The following is a 16,357-nucleotide window of genomic DNA, read 5'->3' as shown; positions in this document are numbered from 1 at the left end:
CCTCCTGATTCCTCATACAAAAGAATTCCCCCGAAAAGTCAGACTCTGCCTTTTCGGGGGAATTCTTGTAAGCCGCATCTGAGCTGACCAGCCGGCTCACAAATTCATTATTATCCAGCTCCATCGCCTAACCTCGGCCAGAACGGCTCCGACAAAAAAGTTAAACCAAAACTTTTCTGCCTGGGCTAACCAGGCGATTTTTCATTTCCTAATTATTTATGCGTTTTATTCGGCTTTTTCTTGCCCGGGTTTCCTTTGCCCTGGTGCTGTCTGTTCTGCTCGTCCTTTTGCTGTTTTTCATGTAAGCCTTCGACGTAATTAGATGTGTTTTCCATAAAAAATGACCTCCTAAAATGACTTCATATTCTTACTATCTCCAGGTCTCCTGAAAAAATGAGTCAATCATTTAAATGAAACCGAATTGATAGAAAATCCTTTGCTGATTTGCCTATTACGCATTCAGGTTTTACAGCATATACTATTCTAACTTTTATGAATCGCGGCAGAGGAGGATCTTTTAGTGAACAAAAAAATTCCAAAGTTTAAAGTCGGTGATACTGTCGTGATTATTATGTACAGTACGGTTGGAACGGTTACGAACGTTCATCAAATCGATCAGCATTATCTATATGAAGTAAATCACAGCGAGATTTTATACTTTGAAAACGCGATCCAGCTATACTCAGAATACACCGGGAAAGTCATTGATTCCGAAAAAATAGAAATTGAATTTCAGTATCATATAGGAGATATTGTACAAGTAAAGGGCTACGAAGAAGAGCTGTTCAAAATAGTCGGTTTTCGTACTGAAATCTGGAGATATACAGAGGATGGCTGGGAAGATATTATCTATGAGCTCATGCGCATCAACGACGGGGAATGGCTTGAAGCATCCGAGGAAGAGCTTGTATTTGTTATGGGGAAAAAACAGGCAGGAACATTCGTTCAGCAGCTGAGCCTGATGCATATCGTTTCTCCCGAAAGTAAAGCGATGGAACAGCTCCTTGCCAAAGAAAAGCTGACAAAGCAAGAACCCGCCGCTCGTAAAGTAAAACGAAGCAAAAGGGATATTGTTGATGAACTTCTTGATATATACAATGATTATTTGTCATTGTACGAAATGTTTGGAGATCCTGAGTATAAAGAAATGATGGATTTTATAATCGATAGTTTAAACAAGTATACAAAGGATCATTAAGAAAAGATTAAAATCAACAAGTAAATAAAAAACGGCACACATCCGAAGAGCATAGCCCCTTGAAGGATCTTAATTGTTTGTTCAAGCAGATGATCAAAGCCCTCTCCATCTATAAATTGCAGTACAATATTTTCTTCTTCTTTTTTTGAAACCGCTTGTAAGTTCTTCATTTCATTCATCTCCTCTTTGGCTTGTCCATTTACTTAAATGGTATGCAGGCAAGGATAGATTATGAACAATAAAATTTATCGAAAGCTTATTCATTCCTGACATAGTTTTGAAAATTGGGACATATAAACAATTACTAAGGGGGCGATGTTGTGAAAGAAATTGAAGTTATTATTGATACAGAAGAAATGGCAGAATTCTTTTACAATGAGCTGACGAAAAGGGGATACATTCCCTCAGAACTCGAACTGGATACAATAGCAGATATCGCATTCGATTATTTACTCGAAAAATGCATAATTGATGAAGATTTGGAAGACATAGAATAAACGACGAGGGTTCTCGTCGTTTTTTATTGGCGTTATGTCAAAGTATTTTCTTTGTAATCAATTGGAGGGAGCTCATTTTCAGCAAATTCATTTTTACATTCTTTGTTATGTCTTTATAGGTGCCCGTGTGCTGAAAAACATCAAATTCTGAAATTAGATCTATATTCTGAAGCCAATCACTGTATCTGTGAAAAGTATGAGGAACATCTTCCCATGCATCCAGCAGCTTCGGGCTCTGGAATTTTTGCTTCTCTTTAGAAGCTGAGAAAAGGTGTGGCCAATAGTCACTTCTCGAGCCAGTATGCGGAGTATGCTTTGAAAATAACAAAGCCTCATTGAAGACGGCTGGATGAAAAAGAGTTTGATAAAGGATCTTTCCTATTTTGATTCTTGCTTCAGGCTTAATAAAATTATCTACTTCCATTCCTGCAAGGGAATATTTTTTATCAAAAAAGTGCTTTTTGTATGGTAAGACAACATTCGTCAGTCCGCATTTTTCCTGCACAGCATAAGGGAATGTTTTTAAGATGCCGGACGATTTTGACAGCAGCTGATTCTCCACATAATGCTGCTCGTTTGTAATTAAGGCAAGCGTAAGCACGTCAGAGTATTTCTTTTTAAAAAACATCTCCCAGATTGGTATCATAAACCGCGAAACATTTAAGGCGGGCAATAAATGAAAAAGCGGTTTGCCTGATAAAAGGCTTTTTTCGTATAGCATCAGCTGCGGATAGGCATCATGGAAAATAAGAGCGTTAGCCGTTTCAAGAAATTGAAAAAGAGCGACAATCTCTTTTTCAGGCAGAAACTGACCGACAAAGCCATTTTTCAAATCAGTCATGCTGTATCCGCCGTTTCTTGACACCATATGTGCAAGAAAAGACCAATGAATTTCAGGGTGCTTTAAATAAAAAGCTAAATAGGCTTCCGTTCTTGTCAGGTTATTCCTGTTCAACTCGGCAGTCTGAGCTCTTATGTCCAAAACAGCAAGTCTTTCTTCTTCATATAGTACAAGGGGACTTTTTAATTCTAAAGACTCTGACAAAGTTTTTTCCAGGTTTACTTTTTCTGTATTGGGTAAAAGGACAGGTAATGCTTTCTTCTTAAAAAGCGGGAGGATATTCATAATAGCCAGCTCCTATATCCGTGCCTCCTACTTACATATGAAAAAGCTGAAACTTTTGTTCTTATGAAACGTAGTAATTAAAGAAAGAGGGATCTATATGTTAAAAAAATTGATCAATTCATTTTTAGGGAAAAAATCACATCACAGATACAGCAGCAGCGACCGCAGGAATAGACATTACGGAAATCCCGCTAAGTATGGCCACAAGCATTATAAGCGGAAATCTGGATCAAGCCGTTTTTCAAGATCCTACAGCAGTTAATGATTAACCTGTTATTAAAATATGGGGAAAGGCCGTTAAAATCAGGCATGACGATTAACAGCAAATACCTCATAAAAAAAGTGCTGGGTATGGGCAGCTATGGCATTACGTATCTTACCGAAGATATTCATTGCAGGAAGTCTGCTGTCGTAAAGCAGCTTAGAGCTTATAAAGCGCGTTCAAGTAAAGGGCTGCTCTCGTTCATGCGGGAAGCTGACATTCAGTCTAGCATGCGCAATTCTGCCTTTCCTGATTTTTACGAATCCTTTAAATGGGAAAAAAAACATTTTATTTCAATGGAGTATGTAGAAGCCGAGACATTCGAGGATTTAATATTTATTAAAAAAGAAGCTTATGGAGAGAAGGAATCCTTTCATATATTGTTGAAAGTATTAAGGGCTGTAAAGATTCTTCATGATAATGGAATTGTTCACAGGGATTTAAGAATACCGAACATTCTCATGAAAAATCAGTCCATTCATATTATTGATTTTGGATTAGCCAGAAGACTGAATGATTCTAATGAAGTATTCAAGTCTGAAACAAAATACTCCAAAGAAAAGATTCTTTTGAGAGAGGTTTCCTATCAAAGCGATTTTTTTGCTTTGGGACATTTCGTGCTTTTTTTATTGTATTCAGGCTATGTTCCTTCTTCGAGAAAGAGCAGAAGCTGGGAAGATGAACTTGAATTATCAGCGTTTGCTAAAGAAATTATAAAACGGATGCTCAAGCTTCTAAAGCCATATGATTCTATTGATGAGCTTATAGTGGAAGTATTGAAGTGTGCGGATGGGAGAGAACAAAATGTCATTTTTTAATAAAATTCTTTCAAGTGTAGGTATTGGTGCAGCTAAAGTGGATGCGCGGTTAGCTTCTGATAAAATTGTTTTGGGAGAAGAGCTGAAAGGAATTATTCACGTCCAAGGCGGAAACATCGAACAGCAGATCGATGAAATCTACCTTTCTCTGCAAACAACTTATTTAAAAGAATCAGATGATAAGAAATATCATCAGACTGCAACCATTACAAAGGTGAAAATGAATGAACCATTTGTAATCATGGCAAATGAAATAAAAGAAATTCCATTTGCTTTTCCACTGCCTGCCGACACACCAATCACCCTTGGCTCATCAAAGGTTTGGCTGGAAACCGGGCTTGATATTAAAGGGGCAGTTGACCCGAGTGACAAAGACTTTTTAGAGGTGGCAGCCCCGCCGCTCGTGCAAACAATTTTCTCCGCACTAAGAGACCTTGGCTTTAACCTTAGAAAAGTAGAAAACGAGGCAGCTCCGTATCATTTGCGGAAAAGGCTTCCTTTTATTCAGGAATTTGAGTTCTATCCAACCGCAGGTCCGTTCCGCGGCAAGCTCGATGAACTGGAAGTCGTCATTTCAAATGTAAGCCATCACGGAGTAGAGCTGCTGCTCGAAGTAGATCGCCGGGCAAGGGGACTCGGGGGCTTTTTATCTGAAGCCCTCGAAATGGATGAATCCCTGGTAAAAGTTATGATCACTCAGCAAGAGCAGGCATCTATCAAAAGAACGCTTGAAGATGTCATACAGCGATATAGTTAATCAAGTGACAGCAGTGAAGAGTTTATCACTGCTGTTTTTTGATGTGAGATAACCAATTTAATAGGAGAGGTGAAACAAAATGAAGCAAAAATCACCAAAGCTCCCCCTAACTGACAAGGAGAGGGAACAGCTGAGAAAGGGCAAAATCAGACTCTCAGAGATAAAAGAGATGAAGGCAAACAAATTAGCAGCTTTAATTGAAGTTCCAAACGAACGGGCCCGGGAATTAATTGGGCTTGCTGTCTTTCAGTCTATTCCGTCGGTGGGCCCAAAGCTTGCCCATAATCTGGCTGTGGACCTTGGATTCTCTGCTTTAGAGGATGTAAAGAACAGGAGGGGAGAAGAGCTCGTTCATGAACTAGAGAAAAAGTACGGGGTATGGATGGATCCTTGCGTAGAAGACGTCATGAGATGTGTCGTCTATCATGCAAATCATCCAGGCAGCGATAAAAACTGGTGGGAATTTACCGAAGACCGCAAGAAATACCGTGAAATTTTCGGGTATCCTGATGATCGGCCGGTTAAGGCGTGGCACGAGTAAAGAGGCTATTTTAATCCTGTGTCAACAAGTGCTTCAACAGTAAAAAAATCTTCCAATTTAAGAGAACAGACAAAAAAAGAGCGGCATGGAACGTATAGTATAGAAAGACAATTTATTTCTGACTTATTAATTGAAATGATTTGTCATGAACATTACAAATTTTTAACGCACTACAATTTAAGGAGGATGCAGCCATGATCTACGAAATTGAAATCGGCACAGAAAAAGGAAAGTTATCTTTAATCACTCTCGGATTAGAGAAAGAAGACGTCATTAACAGTCTGCAGACAGACCGCTTTTTTATAGGCTACACACATACAGGCCTTACATTCGGTTTAAATGCCAATGAAATTGTGACATTTGATATTCAAAAAAAAGAAACGGTTTCAAGCATGCTTGCAGCAGCTCTTACAGAGGAATTCGGCGGGGAAACAGCTGAAAAGTTTCCTTATTTGTCTACTGTATTATTAGAAACAGTTTAAACTTATAATAAACACCGCAGATTAATGTCGTACGGACTATATACATAAAGAGAATCGAAGCGAGCTCCGCGCTTCTTGTGAAAAGGGAAGGGTTGAAAGTGGTTATGAGTGAGAATCTTTGGACTAGAAAGTATACAGTACTGGATAAAACGCGGGAACAATTAATCAAGGACCTGGAAATTCAGGCAGCTTATTATCCTTTTATAGATGCTGCAAAACAGCGTATACAAGATACAGGGAAATATGGACCGGTGCATGATGCAGCAGACCGATTCCTTCAATATTTAGAGGAAGAATATATGTCTATAGAAAATGCAAGCAACTGAATAATCAAGCTGAAGGCGTTTCTATAAAGAAACGTCTTTTTACAAAAAAGAAACGTCTTTTTACAAAAATAAGCTCAAAACAAAACGCTGTCTATGTATACAGAACATAAACAGCGTCTTATCTTGAATCAAACATATTCACTTTTTTGTTCTTTCCTTTCTTACTAATAACCATTCGCTGCTTTGAATCAATTGATTGCTTTCAATTAATGTCTTGCACGGATTCGATCAGTTTATTCTTTTGCTTTGATTTTCCCGCATGCCCACATGCTGCGAAAATAGGTTTCACGGGCTATTTTCATCTGCATCATGATCTTAGCATGCTTCGCTCACCGTCGTCATTGGAATCATCCCCTTAGTCAGATTCACGTTTCCCCGCATATCCACACACCTCAAAATCAGTTTTCACGGGCTGATTTTTTACTGGATGTGATTCTGATATGCTTCGCTTACCGTCGTCATTGGAATCACGCCTTCCTATGAGTGAGTAAATTCATCTTAACAAAATCTTTACAATAATTAAAGATTCAGAATAATCTGTTTTAAGGCAAATAAAGCGTTTACAACGTGTAAATCTCTCGTATTCTCTGTTTTTCTCAGTTTCTCATTGAATTTCATATATTTATTTTTTCTGCGGTGATTAAATATGCATTGCTAATATGAACAAGGGTTGATAAAATTAATTTAAAATTCAGAAAATATGGAGGTTTTCCATGCCAACAGAAGCTGAGGTACGACCTTTTACGGAAAGTGATATTGGAAAAACAGCTTTATCTGAAAGCTTTAAAATTGATCTTCGCACCTATACAGAGGAAGAAAAAGGCGAGCTTTTTGCAACAAATCTGGTTCGGGACTGGTCGATGCTGACGTGGAAGGATGTTGGAAAACCTTACGAAGTCAAAACATATGCAAAAGATCGAAAGGACTGGGAAAAAGAAAATCAAAAGTCCATGCCTGTTCATACATCATGGCAGTATTTTAATAAATCCTTCCATGAATGGTTTGTTAAAGATGTCCCAGAAGAAATGAATGCATTTAATGAAGAACTGAAGAAAAATTTTGCTGCATTCCGTCCTGCTGTAGTTAAAGAAGTTCTCGGCAAATCAATGAAGCTCAGGCTTTGGAATTATATTCACCGCATTGAAGATGGCATCTGGGATCCGCGGGGGAAAAGAGCGCTGTTTGAGGGACTGCATGTTTCAAAGCCAAGAATTCTATTTTTAGGTGCTGCCGAAGGCTATGAAGCGATGCAGCTTGCTGCCATGTATCCAGGCGGTGAAATTGTCATGGTGGACTATGATGTTTTTTGCCGAGACGGCCGGTTTGCCGAATTTCCTGAGCATTATCCTTTTTTAGGTGAAAACCCTGTGACTGGTGCACCAAAAGTATGGTATAAGAACGATTTTAATATCACGTACCTTGTTGAAGATATTCGAAATCTTCCATTCGGAAAAGAATTTGACATCGTCATAAGCGTTGGCATGATTGAACATTTTCCTGATGAGCAAAAACCTGAGTCCATTGATTGGCACAGAAAGTTCTTAAAAGATGGGGGATATGCGATCTTAACTACACCGAGGGCTCAGTTGAAATCCAAATTATATTATCAGATCATGGCTGATGTTATGAATCATACCTACAGAGAATTAATGACGATTCAGCAAATGGGAATGTACATTTATGAAAACGGTTTCGATATTTTAAGGCATGGTTTTATTAAAGTTCATAACGGAATTATTGCCAGACCTCGTTAAAAAAGGAGAAAAATAAGTGGAATACTTAGAAAAGGCTGTGACATCAGCTTTTTTTTTAGCGACCATTTTAAAGATGCATCTGAGAAATATATTTATTCTGACAATAAGGCATGACCTTTTCTTTTACAGCATGTATCTATAAGATAAGAGATGAGTTGAAATATGCCTTAAGGTGTGATGCTTATTTTCTTTCTTTTTGCCGTAATAGGCCTTATGATTGGCATTTTATCCGGATTTTTCGGTGTCGGCGGCGGATTTATATTAACCCCTGTCTTGCTGCTGATGAATACAGAACCAATTACTGCGATAACAATCAGTTTATTATATACAATCGGAACATCGTTTTCGGGGATGATTGCTCATCTTAAATTGAAAAACCTGAGATGGAAAGAAGCTGTAATTATGGGTCTAAGCGGTGTGGCAGCAACTCAGGCAGCCAATCCTTTTGTCTATTACTTAAATAATAATGGATATGATAAAACCGTTATTCCCGTTACTTTTATTCTCCTTTTGAGTTATTTTGCCTGGAGCTTGCTGTTCAGAAAGAAAAAAAAGAGCATCGTGGTAAAACCAATTAAAAAATGGTCGATTGTCCTTTTAGTACTTACAGGAGCAATTGGTGGATTTATCTCAACTATGCTTGGTGTCGGCGGAGGATTTATCATCGTGCCGCTCTTAATTTCGTTATCCGGTTTTAATCCTAAAGACGCAATCGGGACAAGCCTTCTCAGTGTATTATTTATTGTCAGCAGTGGCTTTATCACTTATTTCATAAAATCTCCCATAGATTTATCGACAGGCGCTTTTTTGATAGCGGGAGGCCTTGCAGGTGCTCAGGCCGGAGCTTATATGACAGTCAATTACGAACATGCAGAGATGAAATTGCTTCTTGCCATGCTGTATTGTTTTACAGCTATGAGCGTAGGCATGAAATTGATTGGCTTTGAAGTTTTGGGCATGATTATTCTGTTTTTATTTTTAGGTTTACTTAATATGAAAATGGCAGTTTCTTTTATAACTCGCCGAAATAAAATCCGTTCCTATTGAGCGGATTTTTTATAAAAGCCAAACCAAGAACGTACGTATTTTCGCCTAAACTCCGAAATACGAACGTTCTTGGTTTTCTAGTCAAACCTTTTCCCCACCACAACCCCATCAACAGCTAGTCTTTTTACATTTTTATAATCATATTTATTGTGTATGCCCCATACATACAGAGTCAATTTTGCCCGTTTGGCCTGCTGATAAAAATAATAATTCAGGCACCGTTTGTGCAGTGTGATAAAATCAATCTTTGCTCCCAGCTCATTTAGCTGATGATAGGTAATATGAGAAGAGATAACAAGTCCTTTTTTGATTTGGGGCAGGAATGTATTCAGAAGCATGATGCTTTTAAGCTCAGTTGATTGGATGGAGAGCATAGAAAATTCATGAGGAGAGTATGTGTCCAATATTTTATCTGTCAGGACTTTTTCGATGCCTGGATATATAGAGGGGCGTTTTAAATCAATGAGCAGATGATAGCGATCTTTAAATTTCATAAAAACTTCATCTAACGTAGGGATTTTTTCGCCTGCAAACGATTCGTCATACCATTCACCAACATCGAGAGTTTTTAGTTCCTTCAATGTTAGATCTGAAATTTTTTTGTCAAGGCCTGCGGTTCTTTTCAGGGTAATGTCGTGAATGACAACCAAATGTTTGTCCTTGCTCATTTGAACATCAAGCTCAATCATATTAAATCCTTCAAGGGCAGCATGATTAAACGAAGACATCGTATTTTCAGGAGCGATGGAGGAAAGTCCGCGGTGTGCAATAAAAAGCTCTTCATTAAAGGATGGCGGATCAGCCGCCAGAAAATAATGGGCAAGAAAGGTAAGCAAAAATACAATGACAACCAGATACTTCAGTTGAATCATCCTTTCTGACTGAATCAGAGTCTTATGTCCTATAATATGCCAATGATGGACAAAGCGTTTATGTGAATGTTTCTTCCTTAGTTTTGAAAAAATAAAAGGGTGACAATTTTTCAGAAGGAGGAACTAGTATGGCACACAAACATCAAAATAGTGCAGAACAGAAAGCGAAAAAACAGCCTGCAAAGCATCAGGAAGAGTTTTCAAGCGAGATTGCTCATAAAGCAAAACCGGCTCCTGGGCACAAAGAGCAAAAAAAACATAAAAAAATATAAAGATGGCAGGGGGGAGGAGATTCAATGAAAAAAATAGCTCTTTTTCTTTTTCTTTTTATCTTTTTAGCTGTACTTTATCAAATGGAAGGCATACAGCAGATGGATAATGCAGTTGTAAAAGGTGCAGAGGATTTTCGGACTGAGCCTTTTAATTTCTTTTTTCTCACTGTCAGTGATATTGGGTCAATCAAAGTGGAATTTCCCATTATGATCTTCGCATCAATTGTTCTTTTGCTTTTTAGAAAGTTTTTGCCTGCCATATTTTTGTGGGGAACTTTCTATTCCATTCGCTTTATCAATGATGAGCTAAAGGATTTATTTCATAGGGAAAGACCGTCCTTTGATGCACTTATCGATGCAGCGCATTACAGTTTTCCAAGCGGACATGCAATGAATTCAACTGCTTTTTATGGATTTCTTTGTTATTTGGTGCTTTCGTTCACATCATCAAAGCAAAGAAGCAGAAAATGGTGGATCGGAATAACAGTTATTTTGATAGGCTTAATCGGCATGAGCAGAATCTATCTGGGCGTGCATTACTTAGTAGATGTTCTGGCCGGATTTTCAGCTGGTATGGTTTGGCTGCTCGTCATTATAAAAGGATACGAAATGATAAAATCGACAAAACTAGACTATCTTAGATGAAGGAAATTTGCCTTTTGCCCTCTAATACATAATGTATCGACTTTGAAGGGGGAATCGTAAAATGGGGTTAAGTCTTTTTGCGGTAAAAAAGAGGTGCCAGAATTACGACATCACCATCTTCCAAACACCTAAATATGGTGAAGAAAAAGGCTATGAACAAGTATACCGTCTGAATATAAAGGCTTCAGGACATAATGAAGCTCTTCATTATGTTTTTTGTATGTTTAACGTTTCTGACCGAGTGCCGGATGATTATGAGGCGAGGTTTATATCAACTGGAGATATTCTTTTAATTGACGAAGTAAAACGTGGACAAACATACTACAAACTGTTATCTGGCGGCTGGGCGAAGATTAACAGGGTTCATGTCAGATAAAGAAAGGCAGCGATCTGACATCGCTGCCTTTTCTTATTTTATAAGTTATGGCCAGGCCCATTTTTTCGTTTGGCTGAAGTTTCTTCTTTGCCGTGAGCATTTTCTTCAGCTTCAATTGCTTCGGGCGGGATGTGGTTATTCTTTTTTTGCCCATTGATGCGATTGCGGTGTTTTTTGCCCAAAATTAACCCCTCCTTGTCCTCTATATTTTCTACATTCAGATCGATTTTCACTACAGTTAATAATTTTCATGTATAAGATACAGGTTAAATCGGAAAATGTAGAAGGAGAAAAGATTTTTGAATGCTGATTATGGTATATTGAAAAAGCACCTTTTTATACATATAACTGGAGGAATGAACGATGAGTGTTCACATTGGAGCAAAACCGAACGAAATTGCAGAATCCATTCTATTGCCTGGAGATCCGCTTAGAGCTAAATATATAGCAGAAACGTTTTTAGAAGATGCAGTATGCTATAACGAAGTACGCGGGATGCTTGGATTTACCGGAACTTATAAAGGCCATCGCATCTCTGTACAGGGTACAGGCATGGGTGTTCCATCAATTGCGATCTATGTAAATGAGCTTATGCAAAGCTATAATGTTCAAAAATTAATCCGTGTTGGAACGTGCGGTGCCATTCAGCAGGACGTTAAAGTAAGAGACGTAATTCTGGCGATGAGTGCGTCAACCGATTCACAAATGAACAGAATGACGTTCGGCGGTGTAGATTACGCGCCAACTGCTGATTTTGAATTGCTGAAGCACGCATATGATGCGGGAACTGAAAAAGGATTAAAACTGAAAGTCGGAAACGTCTTTACTGCAGATATGTTCTACAATGACAACTCTGAGCTTGAGAAATGGGCAAAATACGGTGTCCTTGCAATTGAAATGGAATCAGCAGCACTCTATACGCTTGCAGCTAAATTCGGACGTCAGGCATTATCCGTTCTGACAGTAAGCGATCACATTTTAACTGGCGAAGAAACAACATCTGAAGAACGTCAAACGACGTTTAATGAAATGATGGAAATTGCATTAGAGGCAGCAATTAAATAAAAAAGAGAAAACGCATGAAAATTTTTTCGTGCGTTTTCTCTTTTTTTCGACAAGATCTGGCACAATTGACAGATATAGTTTTTCTCATTTTAGGCAATAGTGATAAAATGAAAGCATGAAAGACATAAAGGCAGGTAGGGTGAACAAATTTTGAACTTAAAAAAAGCAACAGTAATGACTATGATTCCCATGACGTTTTTACTTTCGGCATGCACCGGAATGCAGCTGTCAAAGGATCTTAATCCATTTAAAGAAGGCCAATCTGAAACTCAGCAGGAAAAACAGAGTCCTGCGGAAGAAAAGCCAAAAGAAGATACCGCTCTTTTCCAATTAGAGGAGCAATTTTTCAACAAGATTCAAGAAGTCAATGGAAAGCCGACAATTACAAATCCCGAGAATCGAATGGTGCTCGTGAATAAGGAATATTCACTTCCTTCTGCATATGAGCCAGCTGACCTTGTTGCTCCAAAGGTGGCGTTTTCATTTGGAGATACAGATGTACCGCAGCGTTACATTCGTAAAGAAGCAGCCATTGCCCTTGAAAAAATGTTTGCACAGGCAACAAAAGAAGGGATTGAGCTATTTGCCGTATCCGGATACAGGTCGTATGAACGTCAAACCGGCATTTTAAATGTTGAGAAAGCACGTAAAGGCGATGAAGTGGCACTTGAAACAGTTGCTCTTCCTGGTCAAAGCGAGCATCAGACCGGCCTGGCTATGGATATTACAAGCAGAAGTGCCGATATGGATATAACCGAGAAATTCGGAGATACTCCAGAAGGAAAATGGGTTAAGGAAAATGCTCATAAATTCGGCTTTATTATCCGCTATCAAAAAGGAAAAGAAGATATTACACAGTTTGCATATGAGCCTTGGCATTTGCGCTATGTAGGAGTAAATGAAGCAGCGGAAATCTATGAAAACGATCTGACACTTGAAGAATTTTTTGATAAAGCGAAGAAAATGTAATGCGTCATCCTGATCTTGATCTGTTGAAACATGACCTGGATGTCATCTTCATCGGGTTTAATCCGAGTTTGTATTCAGCTGAAGTCATGCATCATTATGCAAGTAAAAGCAATCGTTTTTGGAGAATTCTTTCTCAAGCAGGAATAACGGACAGGCTTTATTCACCAAATGAAGATTTCAAGCTTCTTGAAAAAGGATTTGGTTTTACGAATATCGTCGACAGGCCAACGAAGTCTGCTGCGGAAATAACAGCTGAAGAATATCGTGAAGGCAAAAAAGTGCTTTTGAATAAGCTGACGTTTTATCAGCCGAAAATAGCCTGCTTCGTCGGGAAAGGTGTTTATTTATCCTATAGCGGAAAACAGAAAGCAGATTGGGGTCTGCAGCCCGATTCAGTAGCTTCAGGAGTTATGGAATTCACTGCCCCTTCTTCAAGCGGACTGGTGAGAATGAAGCAGGATGAAATTGTTGCCATCTATAAAGGTTTAGCTAATTTGATCAAAGAAAAGCAGTCTTTCATTTAATAGTGAAAAGACTGCTTTTTATGTTCATTCATTTACCTACCAGAACAGCAAACCGCCTAAAATCACGCCAGTTACAAACGCTAAGCCGATTCCATAAGGATAACCATAGCCATAGCCGCCGTAGCCGCCGTAAAATCCCATGCCGAAACCGCCGCGCCCGCGTCCTCCTAAAGGCTGTATATAGACCTTTTGCCGAGTTACATTTGTAATTCTGCCAACATGCTGATTTCCAAATCGGTCACTGATGCGGACAACTTTACCATGGTACTGACAGCAAAGGTTATAATAATTTTGCGACAAATTTTTTTCCTCCCTTCAACCTGCTTCTTCATAATCTATGAAAAATAAGGGAGAAGGGTTTGTACGAATACCCCGATACTCTTTATTTCACACATCTGAAAATGCGGAATTGAACAGCGAGATGATAGGCTTCACGGAGTTTTTCGTGCTCAGCAAGCATGTCAAAATAAACGGGCTCAAGATTATCTGACATATCAAACTCTGTTGTCGGTTCATCTTCTTCGATAATAAAGTCTTCTTCTGTGCGGACTTCAATTTTCTGAAAGCCTGCTGATTTTATTGCGGACTTCCACTCCTCTTCGTTAAATAGATGGTGAAACCCGTAAAATGACTGAATTTTTTCCTTTAGTTTGAGGTCAGGCTGATCTGTACCCGTCACTTCAATCGCAAGCAGAACACCGTTATCTTTCATTACCCGGTACAGTTCTCTCAATGACTGAACAGAATCTGTAAAGCTCAAAACAGACTCACAAAAAATGAAATCAAATTGTTTATCTTTGAATGGAAGGTTTTCGACTGATCCTTGTACAAGGCATTTATCCTCTTTTAATCTGTTTTTAGCTTTTATAAGCATAATGGGGTCAATATCTAAACCTGTCACATTGTAATTAAGCGATTTTAGAAATTGTAAGGTTTGGCCGGTTCCGCAGCCAGCGTCAAGAATGGATGCTGATTCAGGAATTATTTCAAGTTCGATGATCTCCTTTGTCAGCATAAAGCCGCCTGGATGGGCGCCGCCAACTCCAAGTTGTGCAAGTAAATCAAGATAGCCAGGCATTTGCATGAACTCCTTTCAAACTAAATTATGCGGATTTCCATCTTCCTGTGAAGTTGAATCTCCAATTTGTCCGAAAATCATTAAATGAAATTGAATTTTAATACACCGAGAATGGTTTCAGTTATATAGTAAATACTGTTTGAAGGACCTGGGATTCGCTGTGTTTTTAGTTGACGTTTTTGTTTTCGTTACTCATAATGATTACATAATGAGGGTGGTGTTAATTTGTTTAAAAATAACAATGTGAAATTTCTGTTTGCAATCCTTTTAACTGCCATCATTAGCGCAGGTATTACGTTTGCGGTCGTTCAGAAAGACAGCGGCCTGAGGCAGGCGCAGGGGAAAAGCGATGACCCCTTTGAAAAGCTTTATTCTACATACGACACGCTTAAAGGCGAATTTTATCAGGATACAAATCAGGAAAAACTTGTAGACGGTGCAATTAAAGGAATGCTTCAATCTTTGGATGATCCGTATTCAACTTATATGGATCAGGAGGAAGCAAAGGGCTTCAATGAGAATATTTCATCATCTTTTGAAGGAATCGGGGCTGAGGTTCAAGAGTCTGACGGGAAAATTATGATTGTTTCTCCTATTAAAGGTTCACCTGCTGAAAAGGCCGGACTTAAGCCAAAAGACAAAATTCTGAAAGTCGATGACAAAAGCGTTGAAGGAATGACAGTCAACGAAGCGGTTATGCTGATCCGCGGGGAAAAAGGTTCAAAGGTTCAGCTCGTTATAGAACGTGACGGTGTCGGAGAGCTCGATTTTAATCTGACAAGGGATACCATACCTTTAGAAACTGTTTATACTGAGGTTGAAAACGGAATTGGCAAGGTTCAGATTACAAAGTTTTCAGAAACGACCGGCAAAGAACTTGCTGATGCTTTAAATAAGCTGAATGATCAGGAAGTGAAGGGGCTTGTACTAGATTTAAGACAAAATCCTGGCGGTCTGCTTGATCAGGCGATTGCAATGAGTGATATTTTCGTCCCTAAAGGAAAAACCATCATGCAAATCGAAAACAAAGATGGCTCAAAAGAAGTTCAAAAATCTCAAAATGATTCTGCCGTGAATGTTCCAGTTGTCGTTGTTGTAGATAATGGAACAGCAAGTGCTGCAGAAATTATGGCCGGTGCTTTGAATCAATCTGCCGGTATTCCGATTGTCGGAGAAAAAACGTTTGGGAAAGGGACGATCCAAACAGCCAAAAGCTTTGAAGACGGATCCTCGATTAAATACACGATCGCGAAATGGCTGACGCCTGACGGATCATGGATTCATAAAAAAGGAATCGAACCGCAGCATAAAGCAACTCTTCCGGCATACGCAAATCTTCCATACTTAAATCCAGATAAAGAATTAAAGCAGGGAGATTCATCTGCTGAAGTGAAAGTAGCTCAGCAAATGCTTAAGGCATTAGGCTATAAAAATGTAAAAACTGATGGATTTTATGAAGAAACAACAAAAAATGCTGTTACACAATTTCAAGCAAAGTACAGCCTGAAATCTACTGGAACGATCAGTGGAGAAACAACGATTAAAATGCTTGAAACGCTGCAGGCACAGCTGAAGGAAAATGATACTCAGATGGAAGAAGCTATCAAAGTATTGAATGAACAAATGCAGTGAAAAAAATGATTTAAAAGCGCAGACTTTATTGTCTGCGCTTTTTTCCATAATAAGGAGTTTCTTCTTTAATCGGAAGGGTATAGTAATAATGATAAAGCAACAGCTTATGAGTTGAC

24 protein-coding genes are annotated in these 16,357 nt (G+C 38.8%); 17 read left to right on the top strand and 7 right to left on the bottom strand.

The window, feature by feature from the left end; translation table 11 throughout:
• Positions 1–212: 212 nt before the first annotated feature.
• Positions 213–335: a DUF4023 domain-containing protein gene (locus K8L98_RS14210; RefSeq protein ID WP_223435603.1), complete on the bottom strand. Its 123-nt coding sequence runs from the start codon at positions 333–335 to the stop codon at positions 213–215.
• A gap of 236 nt (positions 336–571) precedes the next feature.
• On the opposite strand from K8L98_RS14210, the gene K8L98_RS14205 reads away from it, so the two are divergent.
• Positions 572–1,198 carry a hypothetical protein gene (locus K8L98_RS14205; protein ID WP_420828869.1) on the top strand — a complete coding sequence of 209 codons (627 nt, stop codon included), beginning with the start codon at positions 572–574 and terminating at the stop codon, positions 1,196–1,198.
• Here K8L98_RS14205 and K8L98_RS14200 read toward each other — a convergent pair.
• Positions 1,195–1,368: a hypothetical protein gene (locus K8L98_RS14200; protein ID WP_223435600.1), complete on the bottom strand. Its 174-nt coding sequence runs from the start codon at positions 1,366–1,368 to the stop codon at positions 1,195–1,197. The genes K8L98_RS14205 and K8L98_RS14200 overlap by 4 nt on opposite strands.
• Positions 1,369–1,518: 150 nt before the next feature.
• Here K8L98_RS14200 and K8L98_RS14195 point away from each other — a divergent pair, with 150 nt between their 5' ends.
• Entirely contained in the window at positions 1,519–1,695 is a 177-nt protein-coding gene (locus K8L98_RS14195; protein WP_133310713.1) for a YozD family protein, read from the top strand.
• Positions 1,696–1,732: 37 nt separating this feature from the next.
• Here the strand turns inward: K8L98_RS14195 and K8L98_RS14190 are convergent, their stop codons facing one another.
• Positions 1,733–2,821: a DUF2515 family protein gene (locus K8L98_RS14190; RefSeq protein ID WP_223435599.1), complete on the bottom strand. Its 1,089-nt coding sequence runs from the start codon at positions 2,819–2,821 to the stop codon at positions 1,733–1,735.
• Between the two features lie 97 nt (positions 2,822–2,918).
• On the opposite strand from K8L98_RS14190, the gene K8L98_RS14185 reads away from it, so the two are divergent.
• The 8 genes from K8L98_RS14185 to K8L98_RS14150 all read left to right on the top strand — a co-directional run bounded on the left by K8L98_RS14185 (position 2,919) and on the right by K8L98_RS14150 (position 8,808).
• The gene (locus tag K8L98_RS14185) at positions 2,919–3,083 is read left to right on the top strand and encodes a hypothetical protein (RefSeq protein WP_223435597.1); all 165 of its coding nucleotides are present in this window, start codon (positions 2,919–2,921) and stop codon (positions 3,081–3,083) included.
• Entirely contained in the window at positions 3,083–3,901 is an 819-nt protein-coding gene (locus K8L98_RS14180; RefSeq protein WP_223435595.1) for a serine/threonine protein kinase, read from the top strand. Before K8L98_RS14185 ends, K8L98_RS14180 begins: the two co-directional genes overlap by 1 nt.
• Complete coding sequence (locus tag K8L98_RS14175; RefSeq protein ID WP_223435594.1) at positions 3,888–4,658, top strand: sporulation protein; 771 nt, start codon at positions 3,888–3,890, stop codon at positions 4,656–4,658. Before K8L98_RS14180 ends, K8L98_RS14175 begins: the two co-directional genes overlap by 14 nt.
• A gap of 79 nt (positions 4,659–4,737) precedes the next feature.
• Entirely contained in the window at positions 4,738–5,199 is a 462-nt protein-coding gene (locus K8L98_RS14170) for a helix-hairpin-helix domain-containing protein (RefSeq protein ID WP_223435593.1), read from the top strand.
• A gap of 194 nt (positions 5,200–5,393) precedes the next feature.
• On the top strand, positions 5,394–5,681 hold the full coding sequence (locus K8L98_RS14165; RefSeq protein ID WP_223435591.1) for a hypothetical protein: 288 nt from the start codon (positions 5,394–5,396) through the stop codon (positions 5,679–5,681).
• Between the two features lie 104 nt (positions 5,682–5,785).
• The gene (locus K8L98_RS14160) at positions 5,786–6,007 is read left to right on the top strand and encodes a hypothetical protein (RefSeq protein ID WP_223435590.1); all 222 of its coding nucleotides are present in this window, start codon (positions 5,786–5,788) and stop codon (positions 6,005–6,007) included.
• Positions 6,008–6,720: 713 nt separating this feature from the next.
• Entirely contained in the window at positions 6,721–7,761 is a 1,041-nt protein-coding gene (locus tag K8L98_RS14155) for a class I SAM-dependent methyltransferase (RefSeq protein WP_223435589.1), read from the top strand.
• A 177-nt stretch (positions 7,762–7,938) separates the two neighbouring features.
• Entirely contained in the window at positions 7,939–8,808 is an 870-nt protein-coding gene (locus tag K8L98_RS14150) for a sulfite exporter TauE/SafE family protein (RefSeq protein WP_223435587.1), read from the top strand.
• 77 nt (positions 8,809–8,885) lie between these two features.
• Here K8L98_RS14150 and K8L98_RS14145 read toward each other — a convergent pair whose 3' ends face one another.
• On the bottom strand, positions 8,886–9,680 hold the full coding sequence (locus tag K8L98_RS14145) for a glycerophosphodiester phosphodiesterase (protein ID WP_223435586.1): 795 nt from the start codon (positions 9,678–9,680) through the stop codon (positions 8,886–8,888).
• Between the two features lie 128 nt (positions 9,681–9,808).
• Here K8L98_RS14145 and K8L98_RS14140 point away from each other — a divergent pair, with 128 nt between their 5' ends.
• The 3 genes from K8L98_RS14140 to K8L98_RS14130 all read left to right on the top strand — a co-directional run bounded on the left by K8L98_RS14140 (position 9,809) and on the right by K8L98_RS14130 (position 10,973).
• A complete protein-coding gene (locus tag K8L98_RS14140; RefSeq protein ID WP_223435585.1) occupies positions 9,809–9,952 on the top strand; it encodes a hypothetical protein in 144 nt (47 codons plus the stop codon).
• Between the two features lie 24 nt (positions 9,953–9,976).
• Positions 9,977–10,597, top strand: coding sequence for a phosphatase PAP2 family protein (locus tag K8L98_RS14135; RefSeq protein WP_223435583.1), 621 nt, complete (start codon positions 9,977–9,979; stop codon positions 10,595–10,597).
• Between the two features lie 61 nt (positions 10,598–10,658).
• Positions 10,659–10,973 (top strand): hypothetical protein, encoded by a 315-nt coding sequence (locus K8L98_RS14130; protein WP_223435582.1) that lies wholly within the window; start codon positions 10,659–10,661, stop codon positions 10,971–10,973.
• 38 nt (positions 10,974–11,011) lie between these two features.
• Here K8L98_RS14130 and K8L98_RS14125 read toward each other — a convergent pair whose 3' ends face one another.
• Entirely contained in the window at positions 11,012–11,155 is a 144-nt protein-coding gene (locus K8L98_RS14125) for a hypothetical protein (protein ID WP_165970898.1), read from the bottom strand.
• A gap of 181 nt (positions 11,156–11,336) precedes the next feature.
• Between K8L98_RS14125 and deoD the strand changes: the two genes are divergently transcribed.
• The 3 genes from deoD (at position 11,337) to K8L98_RS14110 (ending at position 13,531) form a co-directional block, all read left to right on the top strand.
• Positions 11,337–12,038: a purine-nucleoside phosphorylase gene (deoD, locus tag K8L98_RS14120; protein ID WP_133310723.1), complete on the top strand. Its 702-nt coding sequence runs from the start codon at positions 11,337–11,339 to the stop codon at positions 12,036–12,038.
• Positions 12,039–12,218: 180 nt separating this feature from the next.
• Positions 12,219–13,007 (top strand): M15 family metallopeptidase, encoded by a 789-nt coding sequence (locus K8L98_RS14115; RefSeq protein ID WP_420828868.1) that lies wholly within the window; start codon positions 12,219–12,221, stop codon positions 13,005–13,007.
• A complete protein-coding gene (locus tag K8L98_RS14110) occupies positions 13,007–13,531 on the top strand; it encodes a mismatch-specific DNA-glycosylase (RefSeq protein WP_223435580.1) in 525 nt (174 codons plus the stop codon). Before K8L98_RS14115 ends, K8L98_RS14110 begins: the two co-directional genes overlap by 1 nt.
• 36 nt (positions 13,532–13,567) lie before the next feature.
• On the opposite strand, the gene K8L98_RS14105 is transcribed toward K8L98_RS14110, so the two are convergent.
• Entirely contained in the window at positions 13,568–13,831 is a 264-nt protein-coding gene (locus tag K8L98_RS14105) for a hypothetical protein (RefSeq protein WP_223435578.1), read from the bottom strand.
• An 82-nt stretch (positions 13,832–13,913) separates the two neighbouring features.
• Positions 13,914–14,609 carry a class I SAM-dependent methyltransferase gene (locus K8L98_RS14100; protein ID WP_223435576.1) on the bottom strand — a complete coding sequence of 232 codons (696 nt, stop codon included), beginning with the start codon at positions 14,607–14,609 and terminating at the stop codon, positions 13,914–13,916.
• A gap of 225 nt (positions 14,610–14,834) precedes the next feature.
• Here K8L98_RS14100 and K8L98_RS14095 point away from each other — a divergent pair, with 225 nt between their 5' ends.
• Positions 14,835–16,241, top strand: coding sequence for a S41 family peptidase (locus K8L98_RS14095; RefSeq protein ID WP_223435574.1), 1,407 nt, complete (start codon positions 14,835–14,837; stop codon positions 16,239–16,241).
• Positions 16,242–16,357: the final 116 nt, after the last annotated feature.

Origin of the sequence: Metabacillus dongyingensis (genome assembly GCF_019933155.2) — a bacterium.
GTDB lineage: Bacteria > Bacillota > Bacilli > Bacillales > Bacillaceae > Bacillus_P > Bacillus_P dongyingensis.
Note: the sequence above shows the minus strand (reverse complement) of the source record. Positions and strands in the feature narration are given on the sequence as shown.

Coding starts and splice junctions, on each gene's coding strand:
- K8L98_RS14210 (WP_223435603.1), bottom strand. CDS start 335: ATGGAAAACACATCTAATTACGTCGAAGGCTTACATGAAAAACAGCAA.
- K8L98_RS14205 (WP_420828869.1), top strand. CDS start 572: ATGTACAGTACGGTTGGAACGGTTACGAACGTTCATCAAATCGATCAG.
- K8L98_RS14200 (WP_223435600.1), bottom strand. CDS start 1,368: ATGAAGAACTTACAAGCGGTTTCAAAAAAAGAAGAAGAAAATATTGTA.
- K8L98_RS14190 (WP_223435599.1), bottom strand. CDS start 2,821: ATGAATATCCTCCCGCTTTTTAAGAAGAAAGCATTACCTGTCCTTTTA.
- K8L98_RS14185 (WP_223435597.1), top strand. CDS start 2,919: ATGTTAAAAAAATTGATCAATTCATTTTTAGGGAAAAAATCACATCAC.
- K8L98_RS14180 (WP_223435595.1), top strand. CDS start 3,083: ATGATTAACCTGTTATTAAAATATGGGGAAAGGCCGTTAAAATCAGGC.
- K8L98_RS14175 (WP_223435594.1), top strand. CDS start 3,888: ATGTCATTTTTTAATAAAATTCTTTCAAGTGTAGGTATTGGTGCAGCT.
- K8L98_RS14170 (WP_223435593.1), top strand. CDS start 4,738: ATGAAGCAAAAATCACCAAAGCTCCCCCTAACTGACAAGGAGAGGGAA.
- K8L98_RS14165 (WP_223435591.1), top strand. CDS start 5,394: ATGATCTACGAAATTGAAATCGGCACAGAAAAAGGAAAGTTATCTTTA.
- K8L98_RS14160 (WP_223435590.1), top strand. CDS start 5,786: ATGAGTGAGAATCTTTGGACTAGAAAGTATACAGTACTGGATAAAACG.
- K8L98_RS14155 (WP_223435589.1), top strand. CDS start 6,721: ATGCCAACAGAAGCTGAGGTACGACCTTTTACGGAAAGTGATATTGGA.
- K8L98_RS14150 (WP_223435587.1), top strand. CDS start 7,939: ATGCTTATTTTCTTTCTTTTTGCCGTAATAGGCCTTATGATTGGCATT.
- K8L98_RS14145 (WP_223435586.1), bottom strand. CDS start 9,680: ATGATTCAACTGAAGTATCTGGTTGTCATTGTATTTTTGCTTACCTTT.
- K8L98_RS14140 (WP_223435585.1), top strand. CDS start 9,809: ATGGCACACAAACATCAAAATAGTGCAGAACAGAAAGCGAAAAAACAG.
- K8L98_RS14135 (WP_223435583.1), top strand. CDS start 9,977: ATGAAAAAAATAGCTCTTTTTCTTTTTCTTTTTATCTTTTTAGCTGTA.
- K8L98_RS14130 (WP_223435582.1), top strand. CDS start 10,659: ATGGGGTTAAGTCTTTTTGCGGTAAAAAAGAGGTGCCAGAATTACGAC.
- deoD (WP_133310723.1), top strand. CDS start 11,337: ATGAGTGTTCACATTGGAGCAAAACCGAACGAAATTGCAGAATCCATT.
- K8L98_RS14115 (WP_420828868.1), top strand. CDS start 12,219: ATGATTCCCATGACGTTTTTACTTTCGGCATGCACCGGAATGCAGCTG.
- K8L98_RS14110 (WP_223435580.1), top strand. CDS start 13,007: ATGCGTCATCCTGATCTTGATCTGTTGAAACATGACCTGGATGTCATC.
- K8L98_RS14100 (WP_223435576.1), bottom strand. CDS start 14,609: ATGCCTGGCTATCTTGATTTACTTGCACAACTTGGAGTTGGCGGCGCC.